Source organism: Dactylosporangium sucinum, from assembly GCF_014647515.1.
GTDB lineage: Bacteria > Actinomycetota > Actinomycetes > Mycobacteriales > Micromonosporaceae > Dactylosporangium > Dactylosporangium sucinum.
On record NZ_BMPI01000003.1, the window covers coordinates 24,160 to 41,191 of the forward strand.

A 17,032-nucleotide genomic window follows, 5' to 3' on the forward strand; every position below is an offset into this window, starting at 1 on the left:
ACGGGTGCACGCTGTCCTGCTCACCGGCGCCACCGGCGGCCTCGGCCGCTGGCTGGCGCCGAGGCTCGGCGCCGCCGGCCTGACCGTCCTGCTGCACGGCCGCGACAAGGCCGGGGTCGACCGCGGGGTCGCCGAGGTCCACGCGGCCGGCGGCCGGGCCGAGGGCTTCGTGGCCGACCTGGCCGACCTGGCCGAGGTCGACCGGCTGGCCCGGGCGGTCGCCGGGCGCGAGGACCTCACCGTGCTGGTCAACAACGCCGGCGTCGGGTTCGGCGAGCCGGGCGCGCCGCGGGAGCTCTCCGCCGACGGGTATGAGCTGCGCTGGGCGGTCAACCTGCTCGCCCCGGTCCACCTGACCCGCGCGCTGCTGCCGACCCTGCGGGTCAACGCGCACTCCAAGGTGGTCAACCTCGGCTCGCTCGGCCAGGCGCCGATCGACTTCGACGACCTGCAGATGGCGCAGCGCTACGACGGGATCACCGCCTACCGGCGGTCCAAGCTCGCGCTCGCCGTGTGGACCTTCGAGCTGGCCGAGCACGAGGAGCGGCAGCGCACCGGCGTCTCGGTCAACTGCCTGCACCCGGCCACGTTCATGGACACCGCGATGGTCCGCGAGGCCGGGCAGCCGCCGCACTCGACCGTCGAGCAGGGCGGCGCGGCGACGCTGCGGCTCATCATGGAGGAGCACGGCACCGGCGGCTTCTTCAACGGCACCGAGCCGGCGCAGGCCCACCCCGACGCCTACGACCCCCGGGTGCGCGACCGCCTCAGGGCGGCCCTAGCCGGGTTCTGAGGCGAGGCGGCGCAGCCGCTCCACGACCCCCGGATGCGGCCACGAGCGCAGCCGGAACCGCTCCGGGCGCACGCCCGGCTCCGGCTCCAGGTCGACCTCGCGGGTCACGTCGTCCCACGCGACCAGGAAGGTGTCGGCGTCCTGCGCGGGGAAGGCCACGTAGTCGGCCCGGGGGAGCAGCGTGTCGACGCCCTCGGCCCAGCTCGCCACCGAGAACATGCGGCCCTGGCGCTCGGCCACCATGAGCTTCGCGACGAACGCCTCCGACTCCAGGTGGGCCGCCTGCGCCGCGTACTCGTTCGCGGCCAGGACCACCTCGGAGCGGTGCACCGCCGGGTGCCGCGGGTCGTCCGCCGGCACGGAGTAGGGCACCACCGCACCGGTCGCGTCCACGGTGTAGGCCATCGTCGAGATCGGGCGGGCGGCCTCGCGGTACTCCTCCTCGATGATCTCGAAGAGCTTGCCGATCCCGTCGGAGTCGGCGGCCAGCACCACGCCGGTGGTGTCCGGCACGAACGCGACCGGGCGCCCGCCGAGCAGGCGCTCCTGCCCGGCCAGCCAGCCGTCGACGAGCAGGTGCGACGCCCAGTAGGCGTCGCCGGACTCCACCATCCGCACGATCGACGGCTGGTCGTCGGTCTCCGGGCGGGTGGTGCGCTCGGCCAGCTCGGCCAGGTTCGCCCGGGCCCGGTCGTAGACGGCCCGCTCGGTGACGCCCCACGCGGACAGCTGCGCCCCGGTGACGTACATGATCGAGGTCGGCTGGTCGACGACCACGAACTCGGCGATGAACGGCAGCGCCGGGCGGCGCAGCGGCCGCGGCGCCCCGCCGGGAGCGCCCAGGCCGAAGGACTCCGAGCGCAGCAGTGGCCGCAGCAGGTGGGCGACGTCCGCCCAGGTGTCCGGGGCGCCCGGGTTGAACACCACCGCCGCCAGGAACGCCGCGATCCGCTGCCGCCGCTCCTCGCGGCCGGCGCCGGCGCACTCGCGGAACAGGTTCCCGAGGTAGGCCAGCGAGGGCGCCGCCGTCTTCGAGTCCCGCCGCAGCTGGATGGCGAACTGCTCGGGCAGGTAGCGGGCCTCGGCCACGCCGGCGTCCCGCACCGCCGTGAGCACCTGGCGGGCGAACCGCTCGCGCGGCGACCCCAGCAACTTGTCCAGCAGCCCCATCTGCCGCACGGTACCGGATCGGCCGCCGAGGTTTGGACCCGTCGTCCTCGGCAAAGCGGTGAGGTATGACGAAGCAGACCGTCGGCGAGGCGATCATCGCGAGGCTGGCCGACTGGGGGGTCGACACCGTGTTCGGGCTCCCCGGCGACGGCGTGAACGGCTTGATGGAGGGGCTGCGGCGCAACGCCGACCGGGTCCGGTTCGTGCTGGTGCACCACGAGGAGTCCGCCGCGTTCATGGCGTGCGCCCACGCCAAGGCGACCGGCCGGCTCGGCGTGTGCCTGGCGACCTCCGGCCCCGGCGGCATCCACCTGGCCAACGGCCTCTACGACGCCAAGCTGGACCACGCGCCGGTCCTGGCGATCACCGGCATGCAGGAGTCGAGCGTCTTCGGCACCGGCTATCAGCAGGAGGTCCACCTGGACCGGCTGTACGAGGACGTGGCCGAGTACAACGAGCCGATCGTCAACCCGGCCCAGGTCCCCGCGCTCGTCGACATCGCGGTGCGCACCGCGCTGGCCCGCCGCGGCGTCGCCCACCTCACCGTCCCCAACGACGTGCAGGTCGCGACGGTCGGCGACAACCCCTACGAGGAGGTGGGGCCGGCCCGCGAGCCGGCGACCGCGCCCGTGTGGGTGCACCCGCCGGTCCGCCCGGCCGACGACGACCTGCAGGCCGCCGCCGACCTGCTCAACGCGGGCGAGCGGGTGGCCATCCTGGCCGGGGCCGGCGCGGCGCGCGCCGGCGCCATCGTGGAGCTGACCGCCGATGTGCTCGGCGCGCCGATCGTGAAGTCGCTCATGGGCAAGGCCGCGATCCCCGACGACTCGCCGTTCACCACGGGCGGGCTCGGGCTGCTGGGGACGGCGCCGAGCGAGGACCTGATGGACGAGTGCGACACCCTGCTCATGGTCGGGACGAACTTCCCGTACACGAAGTTCCTTCCCAAACCCGGACAGGCGCACGTCATCCAGATCGACGTCGAGGCCAGCCGGGTCGGCACGCGCATACCGACCGACGTGCCGCTGGTGGGCGACGCCGGGGCCACCCTGGAGTCGCTGCTGCCCCGGCTCAAGCGGCGCGAGGATCGGCGTTTTCTCCAGCGGTACCAGGAGAAGATGCGCGACTGGCGGCAGCGCATGACGGCGCTGGAGGACCCGGAGCGCGACCCGATCGCGCCGCAGTACCTGGCCCGGGCGCTGGACCGGGCGGCCGCCCCCGACGCGATCATGTGCTGCGACTCGGGGACCGTCGCGACCTGGGCCGCGCGGCACTGGCACGCGACCGGGCGCCGCGAGTTCTACCTGTCCGGCACGCTGGCCTCGATGGCGCCGGGGCTGCCCTACGCGATCGCGTTGCAGCACGAGTACCCCGGGCGCCAGTGCATCGCCTTCGTCGGCGACGGCGGCTTCGCGATGCTGATGGCGGAGTTCCACACCGCCGTCCGCTACCGGCTGCCGATCAAGGTCGTCGTGAACAACAACAACGCGCTCGGCATGATCGTGTGGGAGCAGATGGTGCTCGGCTTCCCGGAGTACGGCGTGCGCTTCGGCGACCCGTCCCCGGACTACTCGGCCTGGGCCCGCGGCTGCGGCGGCTTCGGCGCGCGGATCTCCCACTCGTCGCAGCTGCCGGGCGCGCTGCAGGAGGCCCTCGCCTTCGACGGCCCGGCCCTCCTCGACGTGGCGATCGACGCCGACGAGCCACCGATGCCGGCCAAGGTGACGTACCAGCAGGCGGTCCACTTCGCCGAGGCGTTCCTGCGCGGCCAGCCGCACAAGGCCAGCATCGCCACCACGATCCTCAAGGACCGGATCACCCGGCTGAAGAGCTGAGAGGCATCGCATGCGGTCCCAACGGCGCAGCGCGCGCGGCACGGTCGGGCACCCCTACAGTGCCCTGAACCTCCGGCTCGTGCTGGCCGCGTTCGGGTTCGTGACCAGCGCGGTCCTGGCGATCCTGGCCTGGTCGGCCGGGATCGCCTGGCTGGCGATCGTGCTGTTCGCGCTGGCCGCGACGGCGCTGGTCGACATGGTCGTGGTCGAGCTGCGCCGCCGGGCCCGCCGCCGCGAGGGCGGCGGCCGCGGCTCGCTGTTCGAGTAGCCCCGCCCCTCCCTCCGCGTCGATCTTGCACCTGTGGTGCCAGGACACTCCGTGAATGCCCCGGTTTGTCAGGCACCACAACTGCAAGATCGACGCGGAGGGAGGCGGGGCGGTCAGCGGCGGGCGCGGTGGGCGCCGACCGGGCGGCCCGAGCGGACCGAGCGGGCCCAGTGGCGGGTGCGGCCGACGGTCATCGCCACGCCGCCCGGGATGCGCATGCCGCCCAGGCCCACCACGCCGCCGACGAGCACGATGCCGCCGAACGCCAGCAGGCCCGTGGCGGTCAGCAGGCGCACGGTCTGTTCGTCGTCGCGCGGCGGCAGGTCGCGGGCCGTCGACGACGGCTGCTCGGCGGCGACTGGGGACGACAGCGCGCTCGCCGCCAGCGCCGGGCCCGGATCCCCGGTCGCCTGGGCGGCGCTGAGCGTGCCGATCGCCAGGGCCACCCCGGCGACGCACTGCCATGCCTTCGTCCTCATCAATCGACCGTCTTCCTCGTCCGTTCGTCCGGATTCCGTCACCGGACGTGCACTTCTCGGGCCGGTCGTGCACGGTAGGTCGCATTCGTGGGATTTGGCGAGGCCGATCGGTCACCCGGGCCGGGTGAACGACGACCTCACCCGTGGGACAGTGATCGGCGTGCTGATCTACAAGATCCTGCTGCCGGCCGAGTGGGCCGCCTTCGAGGCGGCCGGACGGTTCGACGGCTCGCCGATCGACCTGCGCGACGGGTTCGTGCACCTGTCGTCGCGGGACCAGGTGGCCGGCACCGCGCTGCGGTACTTCGCCGACGTGCCCGAGCTCGTGGTGCTCGCCGTCGACGCGCAGCTGCTCGGCGCCTGGCTGCGCTGGGAGGTCTCGGCGCACGGCGGGCCCTACCCGCACCTCTACGCGCCGCTGCCCCGGGCGGCCGTCGCCGCCGTCCATCGCATCGCCGGCGCGGCCTCCGTCGACGAGGTGGTGCCGCGCGGATGACGCATCGGTGCACCCCCGCCTGACCGGAGAGCTTTCCGGCCCCTGAATCGGGGTAGCTGTGGACGGTGACGTCTCAGTCCCGCGCGTTGCTGCGCGACCACGCGCTCAGCGAGATCGCCGCCGACGTGCTCGCCCACGACGAGCGGGTGCGTGACTTCTCGGTCGAGGTGCGCTTCGACCGGGGTGTCGCCCTGGTCTCCGGCGCGGTCCGGTACCCGGCCCAGGCCCGCCTGCTGCGCGAGCTGCTGGGCCGCCTCGACGGCGTGCTCGCCGTCTGGGACCGGCTGTGGGTCGACGGCCGGCCTCCGGTCGTGGTCGACGTGCGCTGCTCGACCGACCCGCGCTGCACGGCGACGACCGGCACCGAGCGCCGGCCGGACGAGGCCGCCCCGCTGGTCGCCGACGCCCTGCGCCGCCTGCCGCTGGCCGACGCCAGCGTCGACCGCCTCTACGCGGTGCACGTCCTGGAGTTCCTGCCCGACTACCTGCCGCTCATCGACGACTGTCACCGGGTGCTGCGCGCCGACGGCGTCCTGCACCTCATGGCCCCGTACTGGCAGCACCCCGACGCGGTGGCCGACCCCACCCTGCGCCGCCTGCTCGACGTGCAGACGGTGAAGGGCATCTGCACCCGGCCGGGTGCCCCGCAGTGGTTCCCGCTGCACGCGGCCTGCGACGGCGAGTCGGTCTTCGCCGACCTGGTTCCGCTGCCGTCGCCGGACTCGGCCGCGGACGACGTCTGGCTCAGCCGCTTCTTCGACTGACACCATGGCGGCGTGCAGCGGGCCGCAGCGTACCTCCTGGCCGGGCCGATCGTCGCCGCCGTGTGGCTGGCGGTCGTCGGCGGGCTCTACGCCGTCGGCATCGTGGTCCAGTTCGCCCCGGTCGGTGCGCTCTTCGTCCTCGCCGGGCAGTTCCTCCTGCGCCCCATCGGCCGGGTCGAGCGCGGACTGGCCCGCGCCCTGCTCGGGGTCGACGTGCCCGCGCCGCCGCCGCTCGCGCCGCCCGGCACCGCGTGGTGGCGGTGGGTCGGCGCGGTGTTCCGCGACCCGCACGGCTGGCGGGTGCTCGCCTGGATCGTGGTCCGGTGCGTGACCGGCCCGGCCGTCCTGCTGTATCCACCGCTCGTCGGCTGGTACCGGCGCCTCGCCGTGCGCCTGCTCGGCCCGAGCCCCGCCGAGGTGCTCCGGGAGCGGGCCGAGCGCGCCGAGGCGCAGGTCCGCCTCGACCAGGAGCTGCACGACAGCATCGGGCACCTGCTGTCGATGATCGTGGTCCAGGCCGGGGCCGGCGCGCACCTGTTCGACCGCGACCCGGCGTTCGCCCGCCGCGCCCTCGACACCATCCAGGAGCAGGGCCGCTCCGCGCTCGGCGAGCTCGACCGGATCATCGCCGGCCTGCGCCCGCAGGACGTCCCCGACGTCGAGACGCTGCTCGACGGGGCCGCGGCCGCCGGCCTGCGGGTCCGCCGCCGGGTCCGGCTCGGCCCGCTGCCGGCCGTCGTGGGTCACGGGATCCATCGTGTACTGCAGGAGGCCCTGACGAACGCCGCCAAGCACGCGCCGGGGCGGGACGTCGACGTGGACCTCGCAGCGGACGGCCGGGTCGTGGCGCTCTCGGTGACGAACCCGCTGCCGTCGCCCGCGCCGGTCGCGGGCAGCGGGGCCGGCCTGGCGTCGATCCGCGACCGGGTCGCGTCGCTGGGCGGCCGGGCCACCGCCGGGTCCACGCCGGACGGCGCCTTCGCGGTCCGCGCGGTGCTCCCGTTGGGCGCGGCCCTGCCCGACGGCCCGTCCGCGTGCCGCCTGACGGCGGCCTGTGCGTGCCTGGGCTGCGGCACCCGCCGTACGGTGCTCGGGTGAGGATCGCGATCGTCGACGACGACCCGCTCGTGCGGCTCGGCCTGCGGGCCGTCCTGGCCGCCGAGCCCGGCTGGGCGGTCGTGGGGGAGGCGGCCGACGGCGCGGCGGCGGTGGCGGCGTTCGGGGGCGCTGCCGGCGCCGAGCGTCCGGACCTGATCCTCATGGACATCCGCATGCCGGGCGGCATGGACGGCATCGAGGCCACCCGCCGGATCACGGCGTCCGCCCCGGCGGTGCGGGTGCTCGTCCTGACGACGTTCGAGGTCGACGAGGACGTGTACCGCGCCCTGCGGGCGGGCGCGGCCGGCTTCGTCCTGAAGCGGACCCCACCGGCCCAGCTCATCGAGGCGGTCCGGGTGGCCGGCACGGGGGAGTCGCTGCTGCTGCCGTCCTCGACCCGCGGGGTGATCGAGCGCTTCGCGGTCCCGTCGGGCCCGGCACTGCCCGACCTCTCCGACCGCGAGCGCGAGGTGCTGCGCCTGCTGGCCCGCGGCCGCTCGAACGCGGAGATCGCGCAGGAGCTGTACCTGGGCATCCAGACGGTGAAGTCCCACGTGGCCACGCTGCTGGCCAAGCTGGGCGTCCGCGACCGCACCCAGGCCGTGATCGCCGCCTACGAGTCCGGTTTCGTCCGGCCCGGGAGCAGCTGAGCAATATTCGGCGGCCTTGCGTGCATCCGGGGAGTAGGTTGCGTCAGCGTGGATGAGAGGGCAGTGCTCGCGGAGTTCGATCGGCAGGTGCGGCAGCAGCCGCAGGGGGACGGGGTCGTGGAGCGCGAGCCCGGCATCGTGCGGGTCGTGTCGGCGCCCGACGGCTGGACCGGGATCGCGTGGGCCGACCTGGACGGCCTGGATGCCGGCGCGGTGATCGCGGCGCAGGTCGCGCGCTTCGCCGAGCAGGCCTGGGAGTGGAAGCACTACTCGCACGACCGCCCCGCCGACCTGCCGGAGCGACTGGCGGCGGCCGGCTTCGAGGCGGGCCCCGTCGAGGGCCTGCTGGTGGCCGAGATCGCGCGGCTGCCCCTGGACGTCGTGCTGCCGGCCGGCGTGCGGCTGCTGCCCGTGACCGACGCGGCGTCGGCCGAGCTGCTCGTGCGGGTGCACGACGAGGTGTTCGGCGGCGACCACGCCCGGATCGGGACGGAGATCCTCCGGCGCCCGGAGACCGTGTCCGCCGTGGTGGCGATGGACGGGGACCGGCCGATCTGCGCGGGGCGGGTCGAGCTGCATCCCGGGACGGAGTTCGCCTCCATCTGGGGCGGGGGAACCGTCGCCGAGTGGCGGGGGCGTGGCGTGTTCCGGGCGCTCGTCGCCTACCGGGCCGCGCTGGCGCACGCCGCCGGGTACCGGTACCTCCAGCTCGACGCCTCCGCGGACAGCCGCCCGATCCTCAAGCGGCTCGGTTTCGCGCAGCTCGCCACCACCACGCCGTACGTCCTCACCGGCTGAGGCACGCAGGCTACGCGGCGCGGGCCGGGCGGCGGGTGTAGTGGGAGTTCACCGCCGGCTGGCCGGTGTAGTTCGGGCCGGCGTCCGGGTCCGCGCCCAGGTACTCGTACGGGAGCTCCACCTCGGCGCGGTCGTCGCGGCCGATCCGGCGGCGGCGGCCGTCGTAGCTGAAGCCCGCCTCGCGCAGGTCCGAGGCCAGGCGGCGGCCGGCCGGCGCGCCACCCGTCAGGCGGATGCTCGCCAGGTCCAGGTCGGCGACGAAGCGGCCGCCCGGAGTGAGCCAGGACGAGGCCCGCTGCAGGACGGCCAGCTTGTCGCCCACGTAGTGCAGGCCGTGGACGCTGGTGATCAGGTCGTACCGCCGGGCCGGCTGCCACGACGTGGCCGACGCCGTCGTCAGCCGCAGCCACGGGACCGCCGGGGCGGGGTCGTACGCGTCGACCAGGTCCAGGCCCTCGATGAGCACCCGCTCGGCCAGGCCGGCGTCGGACAGCCGCGCCGCCGCCTCGATGACGGCGCGGCCGGTGCCGCAGCAGAGGTCCAGCCACGCCACCGTCTCCGGGGCGCCGGTGACCCGCAGCAGGCCGGTGAGCACGTCCGCGGGGTCGAAGCCCAGCTCACGGGCGTAGCTGTTGACGCCGGCCAGGCGCCGTTCGCGGTTCATCGCCGAGTTTGCCACCACCGCCGAACCGGCGAGCGTGTCGTCGTCGAGCAGAGGCACCGCACCATGATCGCAGGTCACCTCTGCCCTGCCAACGACGACTTTCAGTGACGGCCGCGGCCGCCGTGGTCGTCGCCGCCCTTGTCGTCGCCGCCGTGACCGCCGTGACCGCCGTGGTCGTCGCCCACGTCGTGGGACGGGCCGTCGTCGGCGCCGTGCCCGCCGCGGTCGCCGCCGTGGTCGTCGAACGTCGCCGACGTCGAGGGCGAGCCGGACGGGGAGGGCGAGTCGGACGGCGACGGCGACCCGGACGGAGAAGGACCGTCCGAAGTGGACACCGACACCGCCGGGGACGGGTTGTCGTCGCGCCGGTCCGGGCCGCTCGCCGCCAGCGCCGTCCCGCCGATCGCCAGCCCTGCCACGACCGTCGCACCCATGATGACAATCTTGCGCATTGCCAGTACACCTCCTGGTCGAAAGCAACCTTCCGACCTGAACGATGCCGGGGCGCCGGCTAGGGCGATCCTGTCGCAAGCCTAAGAATCGGTTAAGGCCAGCTATGCAACAGGCCTCAACGCCACCGTGACCCGCGCGCCGCCGCCGGGCGATCGACCGACGGTGAGGGATCCGCCGGCGGATTCGGCGGTACTGCGGGCGATGTCCAGGCCGAGCCCGGTGGATCCGGCGCCGCTCACCCCGCGGCCACCGGCCTCCGGCGGGAACCCCGGGCCCTCGTCGTCGACGACGAGCACCGCCCCGAGGCCCGACCTCCGCAGCGTCACGGCGAACCCGACGCCCTCGTCGGTGTGCGCGAAGACGTTGCCCAGCAACGCGTCCACCGTCGCCGCGAGGTCCCCGGCGGGCACCGCGACCGGCAGCGGCCCCGGTTCGGCGCTGAACGCGACCGGCCGGCCCTGGTCCTCGGCGAGCACCGTCCAGAACGCGACCCGCTCGGCGACCACGGCCGCCGCGTCGCAGGCCGGTGCGGACCGCTCGCGGCGGGCGTCCTCGATGACCGCGGTGACGGCCCGGTCGAGCGCGGCGACGTGGCCGAGCATGCGTTCGGCGTCGGCCGGGTCGCGCAGCCCCTCGGCGTCGAGGCGCAGCGCGGTCATCGGGGTCCGCATCCGGTGGGACAGGTCGGCGACCCGCTCGCGCTCCTGCCGGAGCAGGTCGCGGATCCGCCCGGCGAGCTGGTTGAGCGCGGCGGCCACGGCGCGCACCTCGGGCGGCCCGGCGGCGGCCGCCCGCCGGTCGAGGTCGCCGGCGGCGAGCCCGTCGGAGACCGCGGCCAGGGTGCGGATCGGGCGCACCACCATCACCGCGAGCCGGTCGGCCACGGCCAGCCCGAGCACCAGGAGGCCCACGCCGACCAGCGCGAGGATCAGCCAGGACCGGGTGACGCCGCGGCGCAGGTCCCGCTCGGGGACGAACGAGCGGACGACCGCGGTGCCGCCGGGCAGGCCCTGCACGGCGACGACGATCTCGCGCCCGCCGTCGTGCGTGACGGTGAAGCTGCCGTGCTGCGGCGCGAGCCGCACGGCCGGGGTGGCCGGCGCGTCGGCACCGACCGTGCTGCCGTCGGGCAGGTACACGGTGACGCCGGCCTGCTCGGCCGCGAGCCGCAGCGACTGCGGGTCGGCCGTGGCGACGATCGCGGCCACGGACTGCGCCTGGTTGATGGCGGTCGTCACGGCGCGGTCCTCGGCGACGTCCCGCAGGAGGAGCGCCAGCGGTACCAGGAAGGCCACCAGCACGACGGTCATCGCCGCCGCGACGAGCAGGGCCAGCCGCCACCTCACGGCGCGAGCCCGAACTTCACGCCGACGCGGCGCACGGTGTGCAGCCGGCGGGGCTCCTGCGCGGTCTCGCCGAGCTTGCGGCGCAGCCAGGAGAGGTGGACGTCGACGGTCTTGTCGGCGGCCGTGTACGGCACCTGCCAGACCTCGGTGAGCAGCTCGCGCTTGCTGACCACCGCGCCGGGGCGGGCGGCGAGGTAGTGCAGCAGGTCGAACTCGCGCGGGGTCAGGTCGAGCGGCGCGCCGTCCAGGGTCGCGGTGCGCCCGCGCGGGTCGATGCGCACGCCGTCGACCTCGATCGCCGGGTCCGGCTGCTCGGCGCTCGCGCCGCCGCGGCGGAGCACGGCGCGGATGCGGGCGTCGATCTGGTCGGCCCCGTACGGCTTCACCACGTAGTCGTCGGCGCCGGCGTCGAGGGCCCGGACCATCTCGCCCTCGGTGCGCCGCGCGGTGACGACGATGATGGGCACCGCGCTGACGGCCCGGAGCATCCGGAGGACCTCGCGGCCGTCCAGGTCCGGCAGGCCGAGATCCAGCAGTACCACGTCCGGCGCCTCCGCCACCGCGAGCTTCAGCCCGTCCATGGCCGTGCCGGCGGCGGCCACCACGTGGCCACGCTCGGTGAGCGCACGGACGATCCCGGTGCGGATCGTCCCGTCGTCCTCCACGATCAGCACCTTCGCCATATCGAGAGGTTAACCATCCCTTAGCGAACCGCGGTGGATAGTAGGCGCCATGGGACGACGGTGGCTCCTCGCGGGGCTGGCCTGGCTGGTGACGGCGGCACTGACGACCGCGGTGGCGATCGGCGCGGTGAACTCGCTGCGCCGCGGCATCTTCGGCCCGGCGGACGCGCCGCCGATGAGCGAGGCCGAGGTGCAGGCGCGGCTGTCCCCGTCGGCGCCGGACGGCGGCTCGCCGGCCGCGACGCAAGGCCCCACGCCCGCGCCGTCCTCGTCGGGCGGCGTCCCGTCGGGCGGCGTCCCGTCGGGCGGCGTCCCGTCGTCCCCGGCCGCTCCGCCGTCGGGCGGCGCCCCGAAGGCGTTGCCCACCGACGGCGGGACGATCGTCGCCGTGTGCGACGGCAACGGCCTGGCCCGCCTGGTGTCCTGGACGCCGCGCCCGGGCTGGGAGGCCGACCACGTGGTCGCCGGCCCGGCCCCGGCCGCGTCCCTGCGCTTCAAGGCCCGCTCCGGCGGCGGCGACGTCCGCGCGCTGATCACCTGCGCCGGCGACCAGCCCACGCTGGCCCTGACCGGCGACGACTGACCCGGCCCGGCCGGCTCGGCCGGAGCCGCCGCTGGCGGTCCACAGTGGACCAGAGCGCCTGGTGGGCGGTTCGTGGCCGTCAACCCGCGGCACGGCGCGCGGCTCGTGCTACGCGACGCCGAGCCGCTGGACCGACGACGCGCGGGTCACCGCGGCCGTGGCGAACGCCCGGATCACCGGGTGGCAGCGGGTGCCGTCGCCCGCCAGCTCGGGCTGGAACAGCGTGCCGACCAGGAACGGGTGGCCGTCGAGCTCGGCGACGCGCACCTCGCCCGCGTCGTCGTGGCCGGTGAAGCGCAGCCCGTGCGCGGACAGCTGCGGCAGGTAGGCGTGGTCGAGGCCGTACGCGCAGTGGTACCGCTCGACCGAGCGCTCCACGCCGAAGGTCCGCTCGGCGAGCGAGCCGGGCGCCAGGGTCACCGCGCCCTCGTGGCCGACGAGCGAGCAGGACAGCGCGACGATGACCGGGCGGGCGCCGTCCGGGTCCGACTCGGCGTGGCCGGCGTCGGGCAGGCCGCAGACGTCGCGGGCGAACTCCAGCAGCAGGTGCTGGAAGCCGCCGCACGTGCCGAGGAACGCGACGCCCTCCTCCCGGGCCACGCGCACGGCGTGCAGGGCGCCGGCCTCGCTGCGGTACGGGCTGCCGGGCAGCAGCCAGATGCCGTCGAACCGGGCCAGGTCGGTGGCCTCGGCCTCGTCGGTGCCGACCCAGTACGCGTCGAGCGCCAGGCCGTGCTGCTCGCGGAGCACGTCGATCAGGCCGGGGATGCGGGTGTGGGAGCGCACGTGCGGGGAGCGGTCACCGACGAGCGCCACGCGGGCGGTTCGAGTCATGTCAGCAGCCTGCCCGGCCTGCGTACATCAGTCCAACGAACATTCGTGGTGATCCGATCAGCAATACTGATGTCGTGGACCCTCACCTGCTGCGGACGTTCGTCGCGGTGGCCCGCCTCGGGTCGTTCTCGGCCGCGGCGAGCGAGCTCGGCTACACGCAGTCGGCCGTGTCGCAGCAGATCGCGGCCCTGGAGCACGACCTCGGCGCGACCCTGCTGCTGCGCCGCCCGGTCCGCCCGACCGACGCGGGGGCCCGGCTGCTCGAGCACGCCGGCCCGATCCTGCTGCGGCTCGGCGCCGCTCGGGCCGACGTGGCGCGCCTCTCCGGTCCGCCGTCCGCATCGGTGGCACTGCAGGTGACCCCGCTCGCCGCCCTCGACGCCCCCGCCCTCGCCGCGGCCGGCCGGTCGATGCCGCGGGTGGCGCTGACCGTCGGCGTGGCTGCCCGCGACGAGGTGGCGGCGGCGGTCGCGACCGGCGCCGCCGACCTGGGGCTGCTCGACGGCGTGACCGCGCCGAGCGACCCGCTGCCGCTGCCGGACGCCGGCCCGCTCACCACCCGCACCGTGGCCGAGGAGCCGGTCGTGGTCGCTCTCGCCGCCGGCCACCCGCTCGCCGGGCGCCGCTCGGTGCGGCTGGCCGACCTGGCGGACGCCCGCTGGCTGGACGCGCCGGCGGTCGCCACCCCGCTGCCGCAGCTGCGCGCGCTGGCCCGCGCCGAGGGGTTCCGCCCGGGCCTGACGTACAGCGGCAGCGACCGGGCGACGCTGCTCGCCCTGGTCGCGGCCGGCGCCGGCCTGGCTTTGCTCCCCGCGTCGGTGGTTGCCGAAGTGCCCGCGGTCGGCGTCGCCGAGCCGCGGCTGGTGCACCGCACCGAGCTGGTCCACGGCTCGCTGACGGCCGCCGCCCGCGCGTTCGTCGCGGCCTGGGGCCACTGACCGCGGGGTGCCGCCCGCCGCGCGCGGGCGCTCAGCGACCGCCGGCCAGCCGGAGCAGGGCGCGATCCTGGCCGGGCGGGGCGACGACGGCGATCCCGGCCGGCGGGCTCGCCGCCGCCCGGGTGACCGAGGGCACCGAGACGCTCGGCAGTCCGTACGCGCTGGCCGGCACCGCGCAGCGCAGCGTCTCCCGGCGCCAGGCGTCCTTGTCGGCGAGGCTCAGCTCGCGCGGGTGGCCCGGCCCGCCGGCCGGCAGCACCAGCCACGCGTCGTCGCCGAGCAGGTCGAGCAGCTCGCCGCGCCAGGCCGCGAGCCGGGCCCGGGCCCCGTCCTCGGTCGCCGCGTCGACGCCCGCCCCGAACCGGAACCGGCCCTCGACGTCGGCGGCCAGCGCCCGGGGATGCGCCTCGATCCACTTGCCGTGCGCCCGCCACGCCTCGGCCGCCTGCACCTGGCGGAAGGCGAGCAGCAGCGGATCGGGATCGTCCCAGGTGGACAGCGTGACCGCCGAGACGGGGAGGCCATAGCGACCGGCTTCCCCCTCGGTGCCGCCAAGGCAGACCAACCGCCGAGGAAGGCGATCCGGACCGTCCGGCAGGAGCACGTCCCCGACGCGGGCGAGCGTGCCGGCGTCGGCGGTGATCCAGCCGACGGTGTCGAACGACGGGGCGAGCGGCAGGACACCCTCGGTGGGGACGGCGCCGTGGGTCGGGCGCAGCCCGAACAGCCCGCAGCAGGAGGCGGGCACCCGGATCGACCCGCCGGTGTCGGTGCCCAGCCCGACGTCGGCGTGCCCGGTCGCGACGGCCGACGCGGGCCCGCTGGACGAGCCGCCGGTGACCCGGTCGGGCGCGGCCGGGTTGGGTGGGGTGCCGTAGTGGACGTTGGTGCCCGAGAGCGAATACGCCAGCTCGTCGGTGTGGGCGATGCCCTGCACGACGGCGCCGGCGGCGCGCAGGCGGGCGACGGCCGGCGCGTCCTCGTGGGCCGGCAGCGCCTCGGCCAGCCAGGCCGGGTTGCCGCCGCCGACGGCGAACCCGGTGACGGCGAACAGATCCTTGACCGCGATGCGCAGCCCGTCGAGCGGGCCGTGGCCGGTCGCGGGGGCCAGCGGCATACCCTTGACGCGCCACACCGTGGGGTCCGCACTCATGCGCAAGAGGGTAGTCCTCCGCGGTCACCAGGTGGGCTCACCGGCGAACGTGGCTTTTGCGAGCGCGTTCTGGCCGCTGCCGTTGGGGTGGAAGAAGTCCTGCGCGGCGAGCATGTCGACCCCGAACGCGACCCGGTGCGCGGCCCCGCCGTCGCTGCGGCACCGCGGCCCGTAGGCCTTGCAGGCCGCGGCGAGCTGCGCGTTGTACTCGTCGACGCGGTCCGCGAACGCCCGCCGCCGGTCCTCGTCCGCCCGGGCCGTCGAGGTCGGGTTGGCCAGCAGGGCCGGGCAGGCCCCGAGCGACCAGGCCTTGACGGCCACCTGGCTGGTGTGGGCGATCTCCCAGACCCGGTAGATGTCGGGCAGGCTGACGACGAGCACGCGGGCCGCCGTCGGCTTGAGGACGGCGAGCCCCTCGTCGATCTGCCGCCGGAAGGTCTCGGTGGGGGTCATGTCCTCGATCCGCCCGCGGCAGGCGTCGTTGGCCCCGATGAGCACGGTGACGTACCGCGCCCCGTCCCGCACGGCCTCCCGCGCCTGCCCGGCGAGCGCGTCGGCCCGCGCGTTCCCGGCCGCGTGGTTGCGGCCCCGCAGCCCGGGGTCGGTCTTGCGCAGCCGCCGGTAGTGGCTGTCCACGCGGGTGCCGTCGCCGGTCGACCAGGAGTTGCGGGGGCACGGCACGGGCGCGAGACACGACGCGAACCCGGCGGTGATCGAGTCGCCGAGGGCCGCCATGACCGCGATCCCGCTGCCGCTGCGGGAGGGGTCCGGATCCGGTCCGGACCCGGCGGCCCCGTCACAGGCGATCGCGAGCCCGGCGAGCAGCCCGAGCACGCCCATCCAAAGCCGCTCTCGCCGCACCCTCCGAACCCAACCCGTCACGATGGGTCATGATATCGCCATCCGTGAATCTGGGACCCCCCTCATTCGGGGCCCGCCACCCCTAAAAACGCCGGGCGAGGACCTGCCCGGGCCAGGACGACCCGTCCGGCAGCGCCACCGTGAACGGGTCGGTGGCCGTGAATCCCTGGCGTTCGTACCAGGCGACCAGAGCGCGATCGTCCCCGGCGTAACAGTCCACCCGCAGCGCCGCCACCCCGCGGGCCACCGCCAGCCGCAGCGCGTGGTCCAGCAGCGCCGTCCCCAGGCCCGCGCCCCGGTGGGCCCGGTCGGTGACCAGGAGGTTGACGTAGAGTTCCGGGTCCGCGGCCGCCGGGACGTAGTCGGGGGCCGCGCCCACCGCCAGCGCGCCCACCGGACGGCCGGCCAGCTCGGCCAGCCACAGGCCGCCCGTGCAGGCCCAGGACGTGAGCTGCGCGCGGCGGCGCGGGTTGGCCGAGTGCGGCGACGTGCCCCACTGGCCGGTCCGGCCCAGCGACACCAGCCACCGCGTCGCGCCGTCCAGCATCGCCAGGACCGCCGGGACGTCCGGCAGGCCGGCCGGCCGCACGGACGGCCCCGGCGGCGACGTCGGGAGCTCCAGCTCCAGTTCGTCGTGCAGGGCGATGCCGTAGGAGCCGGTGACCGGAATCGCCGGTTTGTGGTGGCGGGCCCGGTCCACGGCGCCCGGGCGGACGTGCGCGATGCGCATGCCGCGGCGCTGGTAGAAGCGCAGGGCGTCCAGGTTGTCGTTCGTCGTGATCAGCCAGACGCGGCGCAGGCCCGCGGCCGCCGCCAGGTCGCGAGCGGCGGCCAGCAACGCCGTTCCGGCACCGATTCGGCGGACGAGGGTGTCAATGGTCACGACCTCCAGGCCCCCCGGACCGGCCGCATATGTGAGCAAACCGACCGGGCCGGTGTCGTTTTCGGCGACGAGCGCGGGGAGTTCGGCGGCATTTCGGATCCGATCTCCCGTCACGACCGTGGTGGCACCGTAGGATGCCGTCAGGATGCTGCTGATCCAGGGCAGATCCGTCCCGGTTCCCGATCGCACGAACACCCGCGCGACCTTACTTCACAAAAGACGGTCGAATGGGGCATCACGGCGATCGACTTTTACGGATTCTGGCAAATTCGCGACACTCCAC

20 protein-coding genes are annotated in these 17,032 nt (G+C 75.4%); 10 read left to right on the forward strand and 10 right to left on the reverse strand.

Annotated features, from left to right (window positions below; translation table 11 throughout):
* The first annotated feature begins 4 nt into the window (after positions 1 to 4).
* Complete coding sequence (locus IEZ31_RS02705; protein ID WP_190248091.1) at positions 5 to 793, forward strand: SDR family NAD(P)-dependent oxidoreductase; 789 nt, start codon at positions 5 to 7, stop codon at positions 791 to 793.
* Here IEZ31_RS02705 and IEZ31_RS02710 read toward each other — a convergent pair.
* A complete protein-coding gene (locus IEZ31_RS02710) occupies positions 779 to 1,963 on the reverse strand; it encodes a DUF1444 domain-containing protein (RefSeq protein ID WP_190248092.1) in 1,185 nt (394 codons plus the stop codon). The genes IEZ31_RS02705 and IEZ31_RS02710 overlap by 15 nt on opposite strands.
* Before the next feature lie 65 nt (positions 1,964 to 2,028).
* Here IEZ31_RS02710 and IEZ31_RS02715 point away from each other — a divergent pair, with 65 nt between their 5' ends.
* Complete coding sequence (locus tag IEZ31_RS02715; protein WP_190248093.1) at positions 2,029 to 3,798, forward strand: thiamine pyrophosphate-dependent enzyme; 1,770 nt, start codon at positions 2,029 to 2,031, stop codon at positions 3,796 to 3,798.
* 10 nt (positions 3,799 to 3,808) lie between these two features.
* Positions 3,809 to 4,066, forward strand: coding sequence for a hypothetical protein (locus IEZ31_RS02720; RefSeq protein WP_190248094.1), 258 nt, complete (start codon positions 3,809 to 3,811; stop codon positions 4,064 to 4,066).
* 113 nt (positions 4,067 to 4,179) lie between these two features.
* On the opposite strand, the gene IEZ31_RS02725 is transcribed toward IEZ31_RS02720, so the two are convergent.
* Entirely contained in the window at positions 4,180 to 4,545 is a 366-nt protein-coding gene (locus tag IEZ31_RS02725) for a hypothetical protein (protein ID WP_190248095.1), read from the reverse strand.
* A gap of 160 nt (positions 4,546 to 4,705) precedes the next feature.
* On the opposite strand from IEZ31_RS02725, the gene IEZ31_RS02730 reads away from it, so the two are divergent.
* From IEZ31_RS02730 to IEZ31_RS02750, 5 genes are read left to right on the forward strand one after another with little or no spacing between them, the layout of a single operon-like run.
* Positions 4,706 to 5,041: a DUF952 domain-containing protein gene (locus IEZ31_RS02730; RefSeq protein ID WP_229834021.1), complete on the forward strand. Its 336-nt coding sequence runs from the start codon at positions 4,706 to 4,708 to the stop codon at positions 5,039 to 5,041.
* A 56-nt stretch (positions 5,042 to 5,097) separates the two neighbouring features.
* On the forward strand, positions 5,098 to 5,805 hold the full coding sequence (locus tag IEZ31_RS02735; protein ID WP_190248348.1) for a methyltransferase domain-containing protein: 708 nt from the start codon (positions 5,098 to 5,100) through the stop codon (positions 5,803 to 5,805).
* A gap of 12 nt (positions 5,806 to 5,817) precedes the next feature.
* Positions 5,818 to 6,903 carry a sensor histidine kinase gene (locus IEZ31_RS02740; protein ID WP_190248096.1) on the forward strand — a complete coding sequence of 362 codons (1,086 nt, stop codon included), beginning with the start codon at positions 5,818 to 5,820 and terminating at the stop codon, positions 6,901 to 6,903.
* The gene (locus IEZ31_RS02745; RefSeq protein ID WP_190248097.1) at positions 6,900 to 7,553 is read left to right on the forward strand and encodes a response regulator transcription factor; all 654 of its coding nucleotides are present in this window, start codon (positions 6,900 to 6,902) and stop codon (positions 7,551 to 7,553) included. Before IEZ31_RS02740 ends, IEZ31_RS02745 begins: the two co-directional genes overlap by 4 nt.
* 48 nt (positions 7,554 to 7,601) lie before the next feature.
* Entirely contained in the window at positions 7,602 to 8,351 is a 750-nt protein-coding gene (locus IEZ31_RS02750) for a GNAT family N-acetyltransferase (RefSeq protein WP_190248098.1), read from the forward strand.
* 10 nt (positions 8,352 to 8,361) lie between these two features.
* On the opposite strand, the gene IEZ31_RS02755 is transcribed toward IEZ31_RS02750, so the two are convergent.
* The 4 genes from IEZ31_RS02755 to IEZ31_RS02770 all read right to left on the reverse strand — a co-directional run bounded on the left by IEZ31_RS02755 (position 8,362) and on the right by IEZ31_RS02770 (position 11,497).
* A complete protein-coding gene (locus IEZ31_RS02755; RefSeq protein ID WP_229834023.1) occupies positions 8,362 to 9,072 on the reverse strand; it encodes a class I SAM-dependent methyltransferase in 711 nt (236 codons plus the stop codon).
* 44 nt (positions 9,073 to 9,116) lie between these two features.
* The gene (locus IEZ31_RS02760) at positions 9,117 to 9,467 is read right to left on the reverse strand and encodes a hypothetical protein (protein ID WP_190248099.1); all 351 of its coding nucleotides are present in this window, start codon (positions 9,465 to 9,467) and stop codon (positions 9,117 to 9,119) included.
* A gap of 102 nt (positions 9,468 to 9,569) precedes the next feature.
* A complete protein-coding gene (locus IEZ31_RS02765; protein ID WP_190248100.1) occupies positions 9,570 to 10,814 on the reverse strand; it encodes a sensor histidine kinase in 1,245 nt (414 codons plus the stop codon).
* Positions 10,811 to 11,497: a response regulator transcription factor gene (locus IEZ31_RS02770; RefSeq protein ID WP_190248101.1), complete on the reverse strand. Its 687-nt coding sequence runs from the start codon at positions 11,495 to 11,497 to the stop codon at positions 10,811 to 10,813. Before IEZ31_RS02770 ends, IEZ31_RS02765 begins: the two co-directional genes overlap by 4 nt.
* Before the next feature lie 49 nt (positions 11,498 to 11,546).
* Here IEZ31_RS02770 and IEZ31_RS02775 point away from each other — a divergent pair, with 49 nt between their 5' ends.
* Complete coding sequence (locus tag IEZ31_RS02775) at positions 11,547 to 12,080, forward strand: hypothetical protein (protein ID WP_190248102.1); 534 nt, start codon at positions 11,547 to 11,549, stop codon at positions 12,078 to 12,080.
* Between the two features lie 108 nt (positions 12,081 to 12,188).
* On the opposite strand, the gene IEZ31_RS02780 is transcribed toward IEZ31_RS02775, so the two are convergent.
* Positions 12,189 to 12,914 (reverse strand): CTP synthase C-terminal region-related (seleno)protein, encoded by a 726-nt coding sequence (locus tag IEZ31_RS02780; protein WP_190248103.1) that lies wholly within the window; start codon positions 12,912 to 12,914, stop codon positions 12,189 to 12,191.
* A gap of 74 nt (positions 12,915 to 12,988) precedes the next feature.
* On the opposite strand from IEZ31_RS02780, the gene IEZ31_RS02785 reads away from it, so the two are divergent.
* Positions 12,989 to 13,852: a LysR family transcriptional regulator gene (locus tag IEZ31_RS02785; protein WP_190248104.1), complete on the forward strand. Its 864-nt coding sequence runs from the start codon at positions 12,989 to 12,991 to the stop codon at positions 13,850 to 13,852.
* Between the two features lie 31 nt (positions 13,853 to 13,883).
* On the opposite strand, the gene IEZ31_RS02790 is transcribed toward IEZ31_RS02785, so the two are convergent.
* From IEZ31_RS02790 to IEZ31_RS02800, 3 genes are all read right to left on the reverse strand, one after another.
* Positions 13,884 to 15,005: an amidase family protein gene (locus tag IEZ31_RS02790; RefSeq protein ID WP_190248105.1), complete on the reverse strand. Its 1,122-nt coding sequence runs from the start codon at positions 15,003 to 15,005 to the stop codon at positions 13,884 to 13,886.
* 24 nt (positions 15,006 to 15,029) lie between these two features.
* Positions 15,030 to 15,845 carry a GDSL-type esterase/lipase family protein gene (locus IEZ31_RS02795; RefSeq protein ID WP_190248106.1) on the reverse strand — a complete coding sequence of 272 codons (816 nt, stop codon included), beginning with the start codon at positions 15,843 to 15,845 and terminating at the stop codon, positions 15,030 to 15,032.
* 103 nt (positions 15,846 to 15,948) lie between these two features.
* Positions 15,949 to 16,944, reverse strand: a complete 996-nt coding sequence (locus IEZ31_RS02800) for a GNAT family N-acetyltransferase (protein WP_308429341.1) — start codon at positions 16,942 to 16,944, stop codon at positions 15,949 to 15,951.
* Between the last annotated feature and the right edge of the window lie 88 nt (positions 16,945 to 17,032).